Here is a 14605-nt window from a genome sequence, read left to right as displayed (position 1 = left end):
GGAGCACTGCTGATCGTGTGCGGGGACCCGGAGCGGATCAACGCGGTGCTCGGCGCCGGCGTCTGATCCCCGGGGTAGACCGGACCGTGGCGGCCCGGCTGCCGGAAAGGGCGGCCGGGCCCGCGGCCACGGATCAGCGGGCCGCGGTGCGTCGCAGCGCGTGCGCCGCACCGCCGCCGGTGCGCAGCGGAGCCGGTTCCCGGTCGAGCGAGGTGTCGGCGAGAGCGGGCGGCTGCGACATGGAGTGGGGACGACGGCCGCCGCGGCCCTCGCCCAGCACCTGCCAACCGCCCCGGGTCAGTGTGATGTACGCGCCGCACCGCAGGCCGTGCAGTGTGCACGCGTCCCGCAGGCCCCACATCCACGCCCCGTCCTCCTCCGTCCAACGCTCGTCGCCCTCACGGCAGTAGAGAAGCACCGCGGTACGGACGGGCGTGCGGCGGCGGAGATCGTGCGGGATGACCCGGCGCAGATGCGCCAGCAGCGCGTTGCGGAACTCCCAGCCGTCGGCGGCCGCGGGGCGGCGGGCGAACGAAGCGCTGGCCGTGAGGCGCTCCTCATGGTCGAGCACGGCGACCACGGCGGTCCCCGGGGTCGGCCGGTGCCGGGCGTGCAGGCCGCTGACGATCTCACGGGGGCTGCGCAGCAGCGGTATGCCCGCTTCGGCCCACTCGGCCGGTTCGAGCATCCTGGCGAGACGGTTGGCGGAGTCGGCGGACGCCGACATCGAAGTGGCTGCGGACGGAGCGAATCCGAAGGTCACGATCCTCCCTTCGCATACGCGCCCATGGTGCGGGCAGGGTCGAGTGAGGGCGCACCGCGGCACAGCCCTTCCGGGCCGCGAAAGGGACTCTGCGGGGAGCGAGTCCGATTCTTCCTGGCGTACCGGCGGGCGGCAACGAGCAATTGGCTCAGGTGACGGGAATCAGCCGGAATGACTCTGATATCCCTGCCCACGCCCTGCCCGGACGACGCCTTTCGCCCCGCTCGAACGGCGAGGACCAGCGGAAACATCCCATCCGCCCCGGCCGCCCGCCCCGGCACCGCCCTCACGGCCGACGTGCGGCTTGCGTGCGGCCGGAGTCCTGGAGACCGTCCGGCCGTCGCACGGGGCGGATTCGCCGATTGTCCGTGCCATCGGGTTGCATGGGGGGCATGGACAACCTGGAGCTCCGCACCGAAGCCGATGCCATTCTCGCCGAGCTCGTCGGCGATCCGGGGGGTACGGCACGGCTGCGGGAGGACCAGTGGCAGGCGGTGGCGGCCCTGGTGGAGGACCGCCGGCGCGCGCTGGTGGTGCAGCGCACGGGCTGGGGCAAGTCGGCGGTGTACTTCGTCGCCACCGCTCTGCTGCGCCGTCGCGGCTCCGGGCCCACGGTGATCGTCTCGCCGCTGCTGGCGCTGATGCGCAACCAGGTCGAGTCGGCGGCGCGGGCCGGTATCCGGGCGCGCACCATCAACTCGGCCAACCCGGAGGAGTGGGACACCATCTACGAGGAGGTCGAGCGCGGCGACACCGACGTCCTCCTGGTCAGTCCGGAACGCCTCAACTCCGTGGACTTCCGCGACCAGGTGCTGCCCAGGCTCGCGGCCACCACCGGTCTGCTGGTGGTGGACGAGGCGCACTGCATCTCCGACTGGGGACATGACTTCCGGCCCGACTACCGCAGGCTGCGGGCGATGCTCGCCGAGCTCGCCCCCGGCGTGCCGGTGCTGGCCACCACCGCGACCGCGAACGCGCGGGTCACCGCGGATGTGGCCGACCAGCTGGGCACCGGTGCGGGCGAGGCCCTGGTGCTGCGTGGTCCGCTCGAACGGGAGAGCCTGCGCCTGGGCGTCGTCCAGCTGCCGGACGCCCCGCACCGGCTGGCCTGGCTCGCCGAGCACCTGGACGAGCTGCCGGGCTCCGGGATCATCTACACCCTCACCGTCGCCGCGGCCGAGGAGGCCACCGCCTTCCTGCGCCAGCGCGGCTTCCGCGTCGCCTCGTACACCGGACGGACGGAGAACGCCGACCGTCTGCAGGCCGAGGTCGACCTGCAGGAGAACCGGGTCAAGGCACTGGTCGCGACATCGGCCCTGGGCATGGGCTTCGACAAGCCGGACCTGGGTTTCGTGGTCCACCTCGGCTCGCCGTCCTCGCCGATCGCCTACTACCAGCAGGTGGGGCGTGCGGGGCGTGGGGTGGCCCACGCCGACGTACTGCTGCTGCCGGGCAAGGAGGACGAGGCGATCTGGCGCTACTTCGCCGATACCGCCTTCCCGCCCGAGGCCCAGGTCCGGCAGACCCTCTCGGCCCTCGCCGCAGCGGGACGGCCGCTGTCCGTGCCCGCCCTGGAGGCGGCGGTGGATCTTCGGCGCACCCGTCTGGAGTCGATGCTGAAGGTGCTGGACGTCGACGGCGCGGTCAAGCGGGTGAAGGGTGGCTGGACGGCCACCGGAGCCGAGTGGGTGTACGAGGCCGAGCGCTACGCGTGGGTGGCGCGGCAGCGGGCGGCCGAACAGCAGGCCATGCGCGATTACGCGAGCACGTCGCAGTGCCGGATGGAGTTCCTGCGCCGACAGCTGGACGACGAGGGGGCGGCCCCGTGCGGCCGCTGTGACAACTGCGCGGGGCCCTGGGCCGATACGGCCGTTTCGGCCGAGACCCTCACGGGCGCGACGAAGGAACTGGACCGCCCGGGAGTGGAGGTCGAGCCGCGCCGCATGTGGCCGACGGGGATGCCCGCGCTGGGCATCGACCTCAAGGGCCGTATCCCGGCCAAGGAGCAGTGCTCCACCGGGCGTGCCCTGGGGCGGCTCTCGGACATCGGCTGGGGCAACCGACTGCGGCCGCTGCTGGCGGAGAACGCCCCCGACGGGCCGGTCCCGGACGATGTCCTGCGGGCCGCGGTGGCCGTTCTCGCTGACTGGGCGCGCTCCTCGGGCGGCTGGGCACCAAGTGTTCCCGATCCCTCCGCCCGGCCGGTGGGTGTCGTCGCCGTACCGTCCCTTACCCGTCCGCAACTGGTCGGTTCCCTCGCCCAGGGGATCGCGACCGTCGGCCGACTGCCCTTCCTCGGCACCCTGGCGTACACCGGGCCGGACGGTGCGCACGCGGCCCGCCGCAGCAATTCCGCCCAACGCCTCAGGGCTCTCTCCGGCGCGTTCGCCATCCCCGAGGAGCTGGTCGGCACCCTGGCCCGCACCCCCGGCCCCGTCCTGCTCGTGGACGACTGCACCGACTCCGGCTGGACACTCGCCGTCGCTGCCCGCCTGCTCCGCCAGGCAGGCGGCGAACAGGTCCTGCCCCTGGTTCTCGCCGCGGCGGGCTGAGCCCCTTCGTGCCCCGGCCGACTGCCGGAAGCCGGCCGGGCAAGGCGCTCTCCGCCATCCTTCCTGGCGCCCTCGAGCCACCGTGAGTGCACCGAACAAACCCCTGCCCCGGGCCCGGTGCTGGCCGATGACGGTCGGTCATGCCCCATGCAACCCCATGGGTACGGCACATGGCGAACGGCCCCGCGACCCCTGTGGACAAAGTTATCCACAGGGGTCGCGGAATTCGGCCGCCTGCGGGACGGTCATGCCATGAACCAGCACCACGAATCCACCGGTCCGGTCGACGAGCAGCAGATCACCCTGCGAGGGCCTGCCGAACTCGCCGATGCCCTCCCCTATCTCATGGGATTTCACCCGAACGACAGCGTGATCATGGTCGCCCTGCACGGCGGCAGGGGCCGCTTCGGCGGCCGGCTCAGGCTCGGCATCCCGCAGTCGCCCCAGGAATGGGCACCCGTCGCCGAGCAGCTTGCCGAGTGCTTGATCAAGGGCAGCGAGCGTCGGGGGGAGCGACCTGATGCGATCGTCATCTTCCTCTGTCAGGATCCCGCCGAGGGCGAGTCCGGCAGCCAGCTGATGGAGCGGCTGCGGCCGCTCGCCCAGCGCTTGCGTAGGGCCTGCGGCGCCCTGGACGTGCCGGTGCTCGAAGCGCTCTGCATCTCCGACGGCCGGTACTGGTCCTACTGCTGTCCGGACGCGCGCTGCTGCCCGGCGGAGGGAAACCAGCTGGCCATGCCCGGCACGTCGGTGATGGCGGCCGCCGCCGCGTACGCGGGCATTCAAGTACGCGGATCGCTGCGGGAGATGGAGACGCGGCTCGCACCGCTGAAGACCTCGGCGGCGGCAGGTCAGCAACACGCGCTCGATTCCGCGGGCGCTGAACTGATGCCCAGGCTCCTCGACGAAGCGGGACGCGAGGAAGTGGCCCGCGAGACCCTGGACCTTGCCCGGCGGCTCATGAAACGCCTCAGGGAGGCACCGGTGGCGGCGCCGTCCGCCTGCGACATCAACGACGACCGGCTGATCGGCCATGACGAGGCGGCCGCGGTGATTCTCGGACTCCAGGACCGGGAGACCCGCGACAGGGCCGCGGAATGGATGGAAGGCGAGGAAGCGGATTCGGCGTTGCGGCTCTGGCGCGCACTGTCCCGTCGCTGCGTGGCGCCGTACGAGGAGCATGCCGCTGCGCCACTGACCCTGGCCGGATGGGTCTCGTGGTCGATGGGCGATGAACCGAGCGCGCGGGTTGCGCTGGGCCTCGCCCTGCGGATGGACCCGGCGTACACCTTCGCCCAACTCCTTCATGAGGCGTGCAACCAGGGCCTCGACCCGGAGACCCTGCGCCGGTGTCTGCGCGGGGAGCGCAGTGCGCGAACGGGGCGGCGCGGGCACCGGACCGTCCGGAGTGCGCGACCCCGCGCGGGGCGGCCGGCCTCCCCGCGGAGGAAGAAGGCCCCGACCGGCCCCGCCCGTCCCGAATCCCCGGCCGCCCGGCGTCGTTCCGGACGAGCCGCTCCCAGCCGGCGTGCATCCGATGGTGAGGGATGACCGGAGGCCGCGACGACGCGGGACACGAGGTGGGGAGGGCGGGGACCCGGTATGGAGCGGACGGGGAAGAGCTCCTCGAAGAGCATCGCGAAGGGAGTGTTTATCGTCAGGCAGACGACTATGATCACCGCATGCCGCCCTACGACCCGTCGACTTTCCCGCCCTTCGCTGTCACCGTCGACCTGGTCGTGCTCACGGTGCGCCGCCATGCGCTCTGCGCGCTGGTGGTACGCCGTGGTGAGTCACCGTTCCAGGGGCGATGGGCACTGCCCGGCGGGTTCGTCAGAGCCGATGAGGATCTCGGAGCCGCAGCAGCGCGTGAGCTCGTCGAGGAGACCGGCCTGTGCGCCCAGGACCCGGCCGCCCCGGCGATCGGGAACGGCGCCCACCTCGAACAGCTCGCCACCTACGGCGACCCCGGTCGTGATCCCCGGATGCGCGTCGTCAGCGTCGCGCATCTCGCCCTGGCCCCCGATCTGCCGGCCCCACGGGCGGGTGGCGATGCGAACAGCGCGCGATGGTCGCCCGTCGAAGACCTGCTCGGGGCGGAGGGGAACCTCGGCCACGAGGACGAGAACCAGGCCCCACTGGCCTTCGACCATGCGCGGATCCTTGCCGACGGTGTCGAACGGGCCCGCTCCAAGATCGAATACTCCTCCCTGGCCACCGCCTTCTGCCCGCCGGAGTTCACGGTGGGCGAGCTCCGGCGGGTGTACGAGGCGGTGTGGGGAGTGGTTCTCGATCCGCGGAACTTCCATCGCAAGGTCACCGGCACCCCTGGCTTCCTGGTGCCCACCGGCGGGACGACCACACGCCAGGGCGGACGCCCGGCCCAGCTCTTCCGGGCCGGTGCGGCCACCGTGCTCAACCCCCCGATGCTGCGGCCGGAAGTCTGACCTCGCGGAACGCCCACAGGGCTGGAGCTGCACGGAAAGTCGGATATGTCGCGTTATCTTTCTGCGGTACCCGCCCTGCCGCCGAGCGGTTTCACCTTCCGCGAGAGAAGCGATGCTCCAGGCCATCGGACTCACCAGCGCCCCCCGCCGTGGTCTTCCGGCCGCCGTGGACGATCTCACCTTTGAAGCCGGACCCGGCCGGGTCACCGCGCTCCTGGGCACCCCCGGCTCGGGCAAGACGGCAGCCCTCCGCCTCATGCTCGAACTCGACTCGGGGCGGGGTGTCACCCACTTCCGGGGCAGACCCATGCACCGGATCCCGCACCCCGCGCGCGAGGTGGGCGTGCTGCTCGGAGACGTACCGGGCCACCCCGCCCGTACCGCCCGCGGCCAGCTCCGGATGCTCGGCGCCGCCGCGGGCGTACCTGCCACGCGGGCCGATGAACTGCTCGAACTCGTAGGTCTCGCCGGGCTCGGGGAGCAGCGCATCGGCTCCCTCTCGCTCGGCATGGACCGACGCCTCGCCCTCGCTTCGGCGCTGCTCGGTGATCCGCACACGCTCGTCCTCGACGATCCTGCGGAGGGCCTCGCTCCGCGCGAGGGCTGTTGGCTGCACGGGCTGCTGCGGGCCCACGCGGACCGGGGCGGGACCGTGCTGTACACCACGGCGGACCCCAAGGAGGCCGCGAGGGCCGCCGACCGTGTGGTCACCATCGACGGCGGCCGCCTCGTCGCCGACCAGGACGCCGGTGACTTCTCCCGGACCCGCCTCCGTCCCCGGGTCGCGGTCCGGACGCCGCACGCGGACCGTCTCGCGGCCGTCGTCCGCCGGGAGGCCCGAGCGGCCCGGCGCTCGGTCGAAGTGGTCACCGAAGCCGGTGGCCGCCTCGCCGTGTACGGCTCCACCTGCGCGGAGATCGGCGACACCGCGTTCCGGCACGGGCTCCCGGTGCATCAACTGGCCGACGAGGTCGGCGACACCGGCTCCACGCCCCCCGGGGACGGCACGAGCCCCGCAGGATCCGAGGCTCCCACGGGGTTCGTCGCCCCGGCAGCTGCCGCAGCCGTCCCGGATCCGGCGGTCCCCGCAGAGCCTCACCGCACCCCAGGGGCGGACAGCAGCGCAGGGGCGGGCGGCGGTACAGGGCCGTGCGGTCCGCGATCGGCCATGGAGAGGTCGGGTCCGGAGCTGCCGCCCATCCACCGCCGCCCGGCTCCTGGCCCGCTTCACCCGCTGCGATACGAGCTGCGCCGTCTGCTCGGTGTCAGGACAACGGCCTTGATCATGGCTGCTGTTCTGGTCGTCTCCGTCGGGCTCTCCGTGCTCCTCGCCCGCTCCGGTCATGCTCCGTTGCCGAAGGTGCTGGCGGCCTGGCCGTCGCTGCTGCCTCTGCCGCCCGCGGCGATCGGGGCCGGACTGCTCGGCGCCCTCGCGTTCGGTGACGAATTCCGCTACCCCGCGCTCGCTGCGGGCCGGGGCACCGTGCCCCGCCGCCTGGGGCTGCTTCTGGCCAAGCTGGTGGTGTCCGCGGGCGTCGCCGTGGTGCTCGCCCTGGCCGTCGTGCTGGTCTCCGCCGCAACCCTTCACGTCGTGTACGGCGGCGGTGTGGTCCACGTCCCGCCGAATCCGGTTTTCCTGGGCGCGAGTTGGGTGGCGCTGACCGTCGGCTGCGCCTGGGCGGGCCTCCTGGCCGCCGGGGTCTTCCGGGTGACGACGGCCGGTGTCGCCGCGGTACTCGCCGTCCCCGTGCTTGTCGTGCCGCTCGTCCAGAAGGTGCTGACGGCACCGGGATCCCGCCCGGTCGCCGGGCTTCCGGCCGGGCTTCGCGAGCTGATGTGGCCGCGCTGGCCGTACGAGACGGACCGATGGGTGGCGGCTGTCCTGGGGGTCGTGGCGCATCCGGTGGGGGCCGCGCTGGCGTTGTCGCTGTCGGTCCTGGTCTGCGCCTATCTGTTCACCAGCCTTCATGGCGGGGCTCGTTGGCGCTCTCAGGGCGCCGCCGGATCGGGTCCGACCCCGTAGCCCTCAATAGAACGCCCGGTTTATACCAGTAAAGCGTCAATTGGGGGGCTGGCGGCGATCACCCTTTCGTGTGCTTTTCACCAAAGACCTCAAGAGCCGGGTGAGCTGCGCCGACAAAGGATGCGTGAGTACCCTTGCGCACACCATGATGACCGCCGCCCGCTCCGCCGATTCCGGCCTCGCCGGCCCGGGTGAACTCGATCGCTACCCGTATGCGGAGGCGCCGGCCGGCGAGCGTGCCGCTCTTCGTTCCTGGGACGGCCCCGACGCCGACCTCGGCCGGGTGACCCGGCGGGGCTCGGCCAGCCGGGGCCGCGGCCTCCACGGTCAACTCGTTCAGCAGCTGGGTCAGATGATCGTTTCCGGCGACCTGGGCGCCGACCGCCCCCTCGTGCCGGAGGAGATCGGTCAACGTTTCGAGGTCTCCCGCACCGTCGTACGCGAATCGCTGCGTGTTCTCGAAGCCAAGGGCCTGGTCAGCGCCCGTCCCAACGTGGGCACCCGGGTCCGCCCCGTCAGTGACTGGAACCTGCTGGATCCCGACATCATCGAATGGCGCGCCTTCGGTCCTCAGCGTGAGGACCAGCGTCGCGAGCTCGGGGAGCTCCGGTGGACGATCGAGCCCCTGGCCGCGCGTCTCGCCGCAGGCCACGGCCGCGAGGACATCCAGCAGCGCCTCGGCGACATGGTGGAGATCATGGGGCACGCGGTCACGCAGGGGGACGCCATCACCTGCTCCCGGGCCGATGCGGAATTCCACTCCCTGCTCATCCAGGCGGCGGGCAACCGCATGCTGGAGCACCTCTCCGGCATCGTTTCCGCGGCACTGCAGGTATCGGGCGGCCCGGTCACGGGCTGTGACCGCCCCGGCGAGGCGTCCCTCGGCCATCACGCCCGGATCGTCGAAGCCCTCGCGTCCGGCGACGCGGCGGGCGCCGAAGCCGCCATGCGCCAACTGCTCGTCGTCCACTCCGAGGTGGAGCGTGTGGTACCCGCGCCCCGCGAGCACTGAGCACAGCACGGCCGGGGTGTGCGAACCGCGTGTCGTCGGGCTGCCATGGTCCGGCGACACGGCTGCACGGTTTTGCGCCCTTGGTCACGTTCGTCGCAAATGAGGTGTGACTCGGGCCACGCGGATTGGGCGTAACACTCCTCGAGACAGTGCGATGACTTAAGAGGTGACCGCCGCGGAAGGAATACAGCAGCCGTTCAGTGCGCTGTGCAGTTCTGAGGCCAAACCCGCGCCGCCGGTACATTCCCAGCCCGGCGGTCGTCGGCTCAAGCCCTTTTCGGGGCCGGGCCGGAAGCCGTTTCCATCGTTCCGAGAGGTTGTTCGTGTCGGCCAGCACATCCCGTACGCTCCCGCCGGAGATCGCCGAGTCCGAGTCTGTGATGGCGCTCATCGAGCGGGGAAAGGCTGATGGGCAGATCGCCGGCGATGACGTGCGTCGGGCCTTCGAGGCTGACCAGATTCCGCCAACCCAGTGGAAGAATGTTCTGCGCAGCCTCAACCAGATCCTCGAGGAAGAGGGTGTGACGCTGATGGTCAGTGCCGCGGAGCCGTCCAAACGTGCCCGCAAGAGCGTCGCAGCGAAGAGCCCGGTCAAGCGCACCGCCACCAAGACCGTCGCGGCCAAGACGACCGTGACCAGGACGGTCGCGGCCACTGCCGCCCCGTCGGCAGAGACCGTGGACGTGGTGGCTGACGACGCTGCCGCGGCCGGCCCTGCGAAGAAGGCGGCAGCCAAGAAGACGGCTGCCAAGAAGACCGCCGTGAAGAAGACGGCGGCCAAGAAGACAGCAACGAAGAAGTCCGGAAAGCAGGACGACGAGCTCCTCGACGGCGACGAGGCGGCCGAGGAAGTAAAGGTCGGCAAGGGCGACGAAGAGGAGGGCGAGGGCGAGAACAAGGGCTTCGTCCTCTCCGACGACGACGAGGACGACGCCCCCGCGCAGCAGGTCGCCGTCGCCGGTGCCACCGCCGACCCGGTCAAGGACTACCTCAAGCAGATCGGCAAGGTTCCCCTCCTCAACGCCGAGCAGGAGGTCGAGCTCGCCAAGCGCATCGAGGCCGGTCTGTTCGCCGAGGACAAGCTGGCCAACTCCGACAAGCTCGCTCCGAAGCTCAAGCGCGAGCTGGAGATCATCGCCGAGGACGGCCGCCGCGCCAAGAACCACCTGCTGGAGGCCAACCTCCGTCTCGTGGTGTCGCTGGCCAAGCGCTACACCGGCCGCGGCATGCTCTTCCTGGACCTGATCCAGGAGGGCAACCTGGGTCTGATCCGTGCGGTCGAGAAGTTCGACTACACCAAGGGCTACAAGTTCTCCACGTACGCCACCTGGTGGATCCGGCAGGCGATCACCCGCGCCATGGCCGACCAGGCCCGCACCATCCGTATCCCGGTGCACATGGTCGAGGTCATCAACAAGCTCGCCCGTGTGCAGCGCCAGATGCTCCAGGATCTGGGCCGCGAGCCCACCCCGGAGGAGCTGGCCAAGGAACTCGACATGACCCCCGAGAAGGTCATCGAGGTCCAGAAGTACGGTCGTGAGCCGATCTCCCTCCACACCCCGCTGGGTGAGGATGGGGACAGCGAGTTCGGTGACCTGATCGAGGACTCCGAGGCGGTCGTTCCGGCCGACGCGGTCAGCTTCACGCTCCTCCAGGAGCAGCTCCACTCGGTGCTCGACACGCTCTCCGAGCGCGAGGCGGGCGTGGTCTCGATGCGCTTCGGTCTCACCGACGGCCAGCCGAAGACCCTGGACGAGATCGGCAAGGTCTACGGCGTGACGCGTGAGCGCATCCGTCAGATCGAGTCGAAGACCATGTCGAAGCTGCGCCACCCGTCGCGTTCGCAGGTGCTGCGCGACTACCTCGACTAGGTCGCAGGAGTACACGGACCGAGGGCCCGGATCCCCGAAGGGGGAGCCGGGCCCTCGGCCTATCAACGCGTGCGGTCGGCGACCAGCGGGATGACTCTGGGTGGGAATGGTTCACCACAGAGTCAGGAGCACGCATGTCCCGTACTGTCTTCCGCGCCCTGACCGGGGCGTTCGCCCTGGTCGCCGCCACAGCCCTCATACCGCTCGGATCCTCCGCCCAGGCGGCCGAGGGCGGCATCGTCATCGGTGGTCAGCCCGCACACGTCAAGGACAGCCCCTGGGTCGTGGCGCTGTCCAGCCGTGACCGGTTCGGAGAAGCGCGCGCCGGCCAGTTCTGCGGCGGTGTCGTCGTGGCGCCGAAGAAGGTGCTGACCGCTGCGCACTGCCTGAGCCGGGAGGCGCTCGGCGTCGATGTCGCCGGCGTGCGCGATCTGCGGGTCATCACGGGCCGCGATGCCCTGCTCGGGACCGGAGGCCAGGAGATTCCGGTACGCGAGACCTGGACCAATCCTGGGTTCAACCCTGCCACGAACGCGGGGGACCTGGCCGTGCTCACCCTCGCCGACGCGCTTCCCGCGAAGAGCGCGATTCCGATGGCCGAATCCGGTGACGCGGCGTACGCGCCGGGCACCGAGGCCGTCGTCTACGGGTGGGGTGACACGACGGGTAACAGCGACTACGCGTCGTCGCTGCGGTCCGCGAAAGTGAGCGTCCTGTCGGACACCGCGTGTGCGCAGGCCTACCCGGGCGGCAGGAACGGCATGTACGACGCCTCGACGATGCTCTGCGCGGGCGAACTGCTGGGCGGGTACGACGCATGCCAGGGCGACAGCGGCGGGCCGCTGGTGGCCCGTGGACGGCTCATCGGGCTGGTGTCCTGGGGGAACGGCTGCGCTCAGGCGGGCAGCCCCGGCGTGTACACGCGGATCTCCGCCGCGATCGGATGGATGCCGAAGACCGGCTGAACGACACCACCGCGGGTACGAGAACGGGCGGCTCCCCTTCTGGGGAGCCGCCCGTCGGCAGGTCCGGGACCTGGCCCTTGCTCGTCGTGGATGCGAGGTGTCAGTGTTGTTCCTCTTCGGCGGCTTGGGCCTGCACAGCCGTGAGCCGGTCCGTCTCATCCTGTATTTCCGCGGCGATCTTCTTGAGTTCCGGCTCGAACTTGCGACCGTGGTGGGCGCAGAAGAGCAGTTCACCGCCGCTGATCAGGACGACGCGCAGATATGCCTGGGCGCCGCAACGGTCACAGCGGTCTGCTGCGGTCAGCGGGCTCGCGGGGGTCAGAACAGTAGTCACGTCGCCTCTTCTCTAGCTCGACGAGCTGTCGTACCAGGGTCAACATCCAACCAGGCCGAAAACGTTCCCGCTCGTGGCTTTTCTTCGAAACTTCTTCTCAAGATGGCTGTCTGTTGCCGGTTGGCGGCGAATGTGCCGTATTGCGTAGCGCTACGGTTTCGCGTTGCTTGTCTTGGTGGGATCCTCCCGGCTGGCTTGCCGGTTTGTTATGAGGACGTGCCCGGAGCCTAAATGGTTCATGCGTGGAAGGGAACGTGATGTTCGCGTCACTCCTACGAGGGATCGAACGTGTATGCGAGGCTGGACTAGTGTGAGCGTTGTCGAAGGGTGGCGTTACAACCGCTCTACCAGGCCTCGGTACCCTCTCAGCGGCGACCGAAGCCGAGCCCGTTACCCACTGGGCCCCAAATGAAATTCAGCGAGGAGCGAACCGCGTGACCGCCGATACGTCCGTGCCGTCCACTGCGCTGCTGACCGGAGCAGACCGAGACGGTTCCAACTACACCGCGCGGCATCTGCTCGTACTCGAGGGGCTCGAAGCGGTTCGCAAGCGCCCCGGGATGTACATCGGGTCCACCGACAGCCGCGGCCTCATGCACTGCCTCTGGGAGATCATCGACAACTCCGTCGACGAGGCCCTGGGCGGTTACTGCGATCACATCGAGGTCATCCTCCACGACGACAACTCCGTGGAGGTCCGGGACAACGGGCGGGGCATCCCCGTCGATGTCGAGCCCAAGACGGGCCTGTCCGGCGTCGAGGTCGTGATGACCAAGCTGCACGCCGGCGGAAAGTTCGGCGGCGGCTCGTACGCCGCGTCGGGCGGCCTGCACGGCGTCGGTGCCTCCGTCGTCAACGCGCTCTCCGCCCGGCTCGACGTCGAGGTCGACCGCAACAGCGCGACACACTCGATCAGCTTCCGGCGCGGGGTTCCGGGAATCTTCACCGAACAGGGGCCGGACAGCCCGTTCGACCCGGCCAACGGCCTGCTCAAGGGCAAGCGGGTACCGAAGACGCGCACCGGCACCAGGGTGCGTTACTGGGCGGACCGGCAGATCTTCCTCAAGGACGCCAAGCTCAACCTGGAGACGCTCCACCAGCGGGCGCGGCAGACGGCCTTCCTTGTTCCCGGCCTCACGATCGTCGTCCGTGACGAACGAGGGCTCGACGGCGAGGGCAAGACCGAGGAGACCTTCCGCTTCGACGGCGGGATCAGCGAATTCTGCGAGTACCTCGCTCAGGACAAGGCGGTCTGCGACGTCCTGCGCCTGACCGGGCAGGGCACCTTCAAGGAGACCGTGCCGGTCCTGGACGAGCGCGGTCACATGACGGCGACCGAGGTCACGCGTGAGCTCACGGTCGACATCGCCCTGCGCTGGGGCACCGGATACGACACCAATCTCAAGTCCTTCGTCAACATCATCGCCACCCCCAAGGGTGGCACGCATGTGACCGGATTCGAGCGCTCCGTGACCAAGACGGTCAACGAGGCCCTGCGTTCCGCCAAGCTGCTCCGCGTCGCCGAGGACGACATCGTCAAGGACGACGCTCTGGAGGGCCTCACCGCCGTGGTCACCGTGCGGCTGGCCGAGCCGCAGTTCGAGGGGCAGACCAAGGAGGTGCTCGGCACCTCGGCGGCCAACCGCATCGTCGCCAATGTCGTGGCCAAGGAGCTCAAGGCGTTCCTGACCTCGACGAAGCGCGACGCTAAGGCCCAGGCCAGGGCGGTCCTCGACAAGGCCGTCGCGGCCGCACGGACCCGCATCGCGGCCCGTCAGCACAAGGACGCGCAGCGTCGCAAGACGGCGCTGGAGTCCTCCTCGCTGCCGGCGAAGCTCGCCGACTGCCGCAGCGACGACGTGGACCGCAGCGAACTCTTCATCGTCGAGGGCGACTCCGCGCTCGGTACGGCGAAGCTCGCCCGGAACAGCGAGTTCCAGGCGCTGCTGCCGATCCGGGGAAAGATCCTCAACGTCCAGAAGGCGTCAGTCTCGGACATGCTGAAGAACGCCGAGTGCGGCGCGATCATCCAGGTCATAGGAGCCGGGTCCGGGCGGACCTTCGACATCGACGCCGCTCGCTACGGGAAGATCGTCCTGCTGGTGGACGCCGATGTCGACGGCGCGCACATCCGGGTCCTGCTGCTGACGCTCTTCCAGCGGTACATGCGTCCCATGGTCGAGGCGGGACGGGTCTTCGCCGCGGTGCCCCCGCTCCACCGGATCGAGCTGGTCCAGCCGAAGAAGGGCCAGGACAAGTACATCTACACGTACTCGGACAACGAGTTGCGCCAGCGGCTGCTGGAACTACAGCGGAAGAACGTCCGGTACAAGGACTCGATCCAGCGCTACAAGGGCCTGGGCGAGATGGACGCCGACCAGTTGGCGGAGACCACGATGGATCCGCGCCACCGCACCCTGCGGAGGATCAACATCGGAGACCTGGAAGCGTCCGAGCAGGTCTTCGATCTGCTGATGGGCAATGAGGTGGCGCCGCGCAAGGAGTTCATCACCAGCTCCGCCGCCACTCTGGACCGTTCGCGCATCGACGTCTGAGCCGACGCGTGCATCGATTCGACGTGTGAGCCGACGCACTCACCATGTCTGAGCGGAGCCGTCTCCACCCACGGGTGGAGACG

At 70.1% G+C, this 14605-nt stretch carries 10 protein-coding genes; 8 read left to right on the top strand and 2 right to left on the bottom strand.

Annotated elements, in window-relative coordinates; genetic code table 11:
• Window positions 1–133: 133 nt before the first annotated feature.
• A complete protein-coding gene (locus tag GA0115234_RS04435; protein WP_093539510.1) occupies window positions 134–763 on the bottom strand; it encodes a hypothetical protein in 630 nt (209 codons plus the stop codon).
• Between the two features lie 392 nt (window positions 764–1155).
• On the opposite strand from GA0115234_RS04435, the gene GA0115234_RS04430 reads away from it, so the two are divergent.
• The 7 genes from GA0115234_RS04430 to GA0115234_RS04400 all read left to right on the top strand — a co-directional run bounded on the left by GA0115234_RS04430 (window position 1156) and on the right by GA0115234_RS04400 (window position 11633).
• Entirely contained in the window at window positions 1156–3315 is a 2160-nt protein-coding gene (locus GA0115234_RS04430) for a RecQ family ATP-dependent DNA helicase (RefSeq protein ID WP_093539519.1), read from the top strand.
• Between the two features lie 252 nt (window positions 3316–3567).
• Window positions 3568–4866: a DUF4192 domain-containing protein gene (locus GA0115234_RS04425; RefSeq protein ID WP_093539509.1), complete on the top strand. Its 1299-nt coding sequence runs from the start codon at window positions 3568–3570 to the stop codon at window positions 4864–4866.
• 131 nt (window positions 4867–4997) lie between these two features.
• Window positions 4998–5762 carry an NUDIX hydrolase gene (locus tag GA0115234_RS04420; protein ID WP_093539508.1) on the top strand — a complete coding sequence of 255 codons (765 nt, stop codon included), beginning with the start codon at window positions 4998–5000 and terminating at the stop codon, window positions 5760–5762.
• Window positions 5763–5874: 112 nt separating this feature from the next.
• Window positions 5875–7785 (top strand): ATP-binding cassette domain-containing protein, encoded by a 1911-nt coding sequence (locus GA0115234_RS04415; protein WP_093539507.1) that lies wholly within the window; start codon window positions 5875–5877, stop codon window positions 7783–7785.
• Window positions 7786–7930: 145 nt separating this feature from the next.
• Entirely contained in the window at window positions 7931–8797 is an 867-nt protein-coding gene (locus tag GA0115234_RS04410; protein ID WP_202553358.1) for a FadR/GntR family transcriptional regulator, read from the top strand.
• A 323-nt stretch (window positions 8798–9120) separates the two neighbouring features.
• Entirely contained in the window at window positions 9121–10668 is a 1548-nt protein-coding gene (locus tag GA0115234_RS04405; RefSeq protein WP_093539518.1) for an RNA polymerase sigma factor, read from the top strand.
• 134 nt (window positions 10669–10802) lie between these two features.
• A complete protein-coding gene (locus GA0115234_RS04400; RefSeq protein ID WP_093539505.1) occupies window positions 10803–11633 on the top strand; it encodes a S1 family peptidase in 831 nt (276 codons plus the stop codon).
• A 100-nt stretch (window positions 11634–11733) separates the two neighbouring features.
• Here GA0115234_RS04400 and GA0115234_RS04395 read toward each other — a convergent pair whose 3' ends face one another.
• A complete protein-coding gene (locus tag GA0115234_RS04395) occupies window positions 11734–11967 on the bottom strand; it encodes a DUF7455 domain-containing protein (protein ID WP_024489001.1) in 234 nt (77 codons plus the stop codon).
• A gap of 434 nt (window positions 11968–12401) precedes the next feature.
• On the opposite strand from GA0115234_RS04395, the gene GA0115234_RS04390 reads away from it, so the two are divergent.
• A complete protein-coding gene (locus tag GA0115234_RS04390; RefSeq protein WP_093539504.1) occupies window positions 12402–14522 on the top strand; it encodes a DNA gyrase/topoisomerase IV subunit B in 2121 nt (706 codons plus the stop codon).
• Window positions 14523–14605 lie beyond the last annotated feature (83 nt).

Origin of the sequence: Streptomyces sp. DvalAA-43, assembly GCF_900091725.1 — a bacterium.
Lineage (GTDB): Bacteria > Actinomycetota > Actinomycetes > Streptomycetales > Streptomycetaceae > Streptomyces > Streptomyces pulveraceus.
The sequence above is the reverse complement of the archived record's forward strand: the minus strand, read 5'-3'. Positions and strand labels throughout refer to the sequence as shown.

Bases quoted from the DNA above. Each gene is read 5' to 3' on its own strand.
- GA0115234_RS04430 (WP_093539519.1), top strand. From the start codon at position 1,156: ATGGACAACCTGGAGCTCCGCACCGAAGCCGATGCCATTCTCGCCGAG.
- GA0115234_RS04425 (WP_093539509.1), top strand. From the start codon at position 3,568: ATGAACCAGCACCACGAATCCACCGGTCCGGTCGACGAGCAGCAGATC.
- GA0115234_RS04420 (WP_093539508.1), top strand. From the start codon at position 4,998: ATGCCGCCCTACGACCCGTCGACTTTCCCGCCCTTCGCTGTCACCGTC.
- GA0115234_RS04415 (WP_093539507.1), top strand. From the start codon at position 5,875: ATGCTCCAGGCCATCGGACTCACCAGCGCCCCCCGCCGTGGTCTTCCG.
- GA0115234_RS04410 (WP_202553358.1), top strand. From the start codon at position 7,931: ATGATGACCGCCGCCCGCTCCGCCGATTCCGGCCTCGCCGGCCCGGGT.
- GA0115234_RS04400 (WP_093539505.1), top strand. From the start codon at position 10,803: ATGTCCCGTACTGTCTTCCGCGCCCTGACCGGGGCGTTCGCCCTGGTC.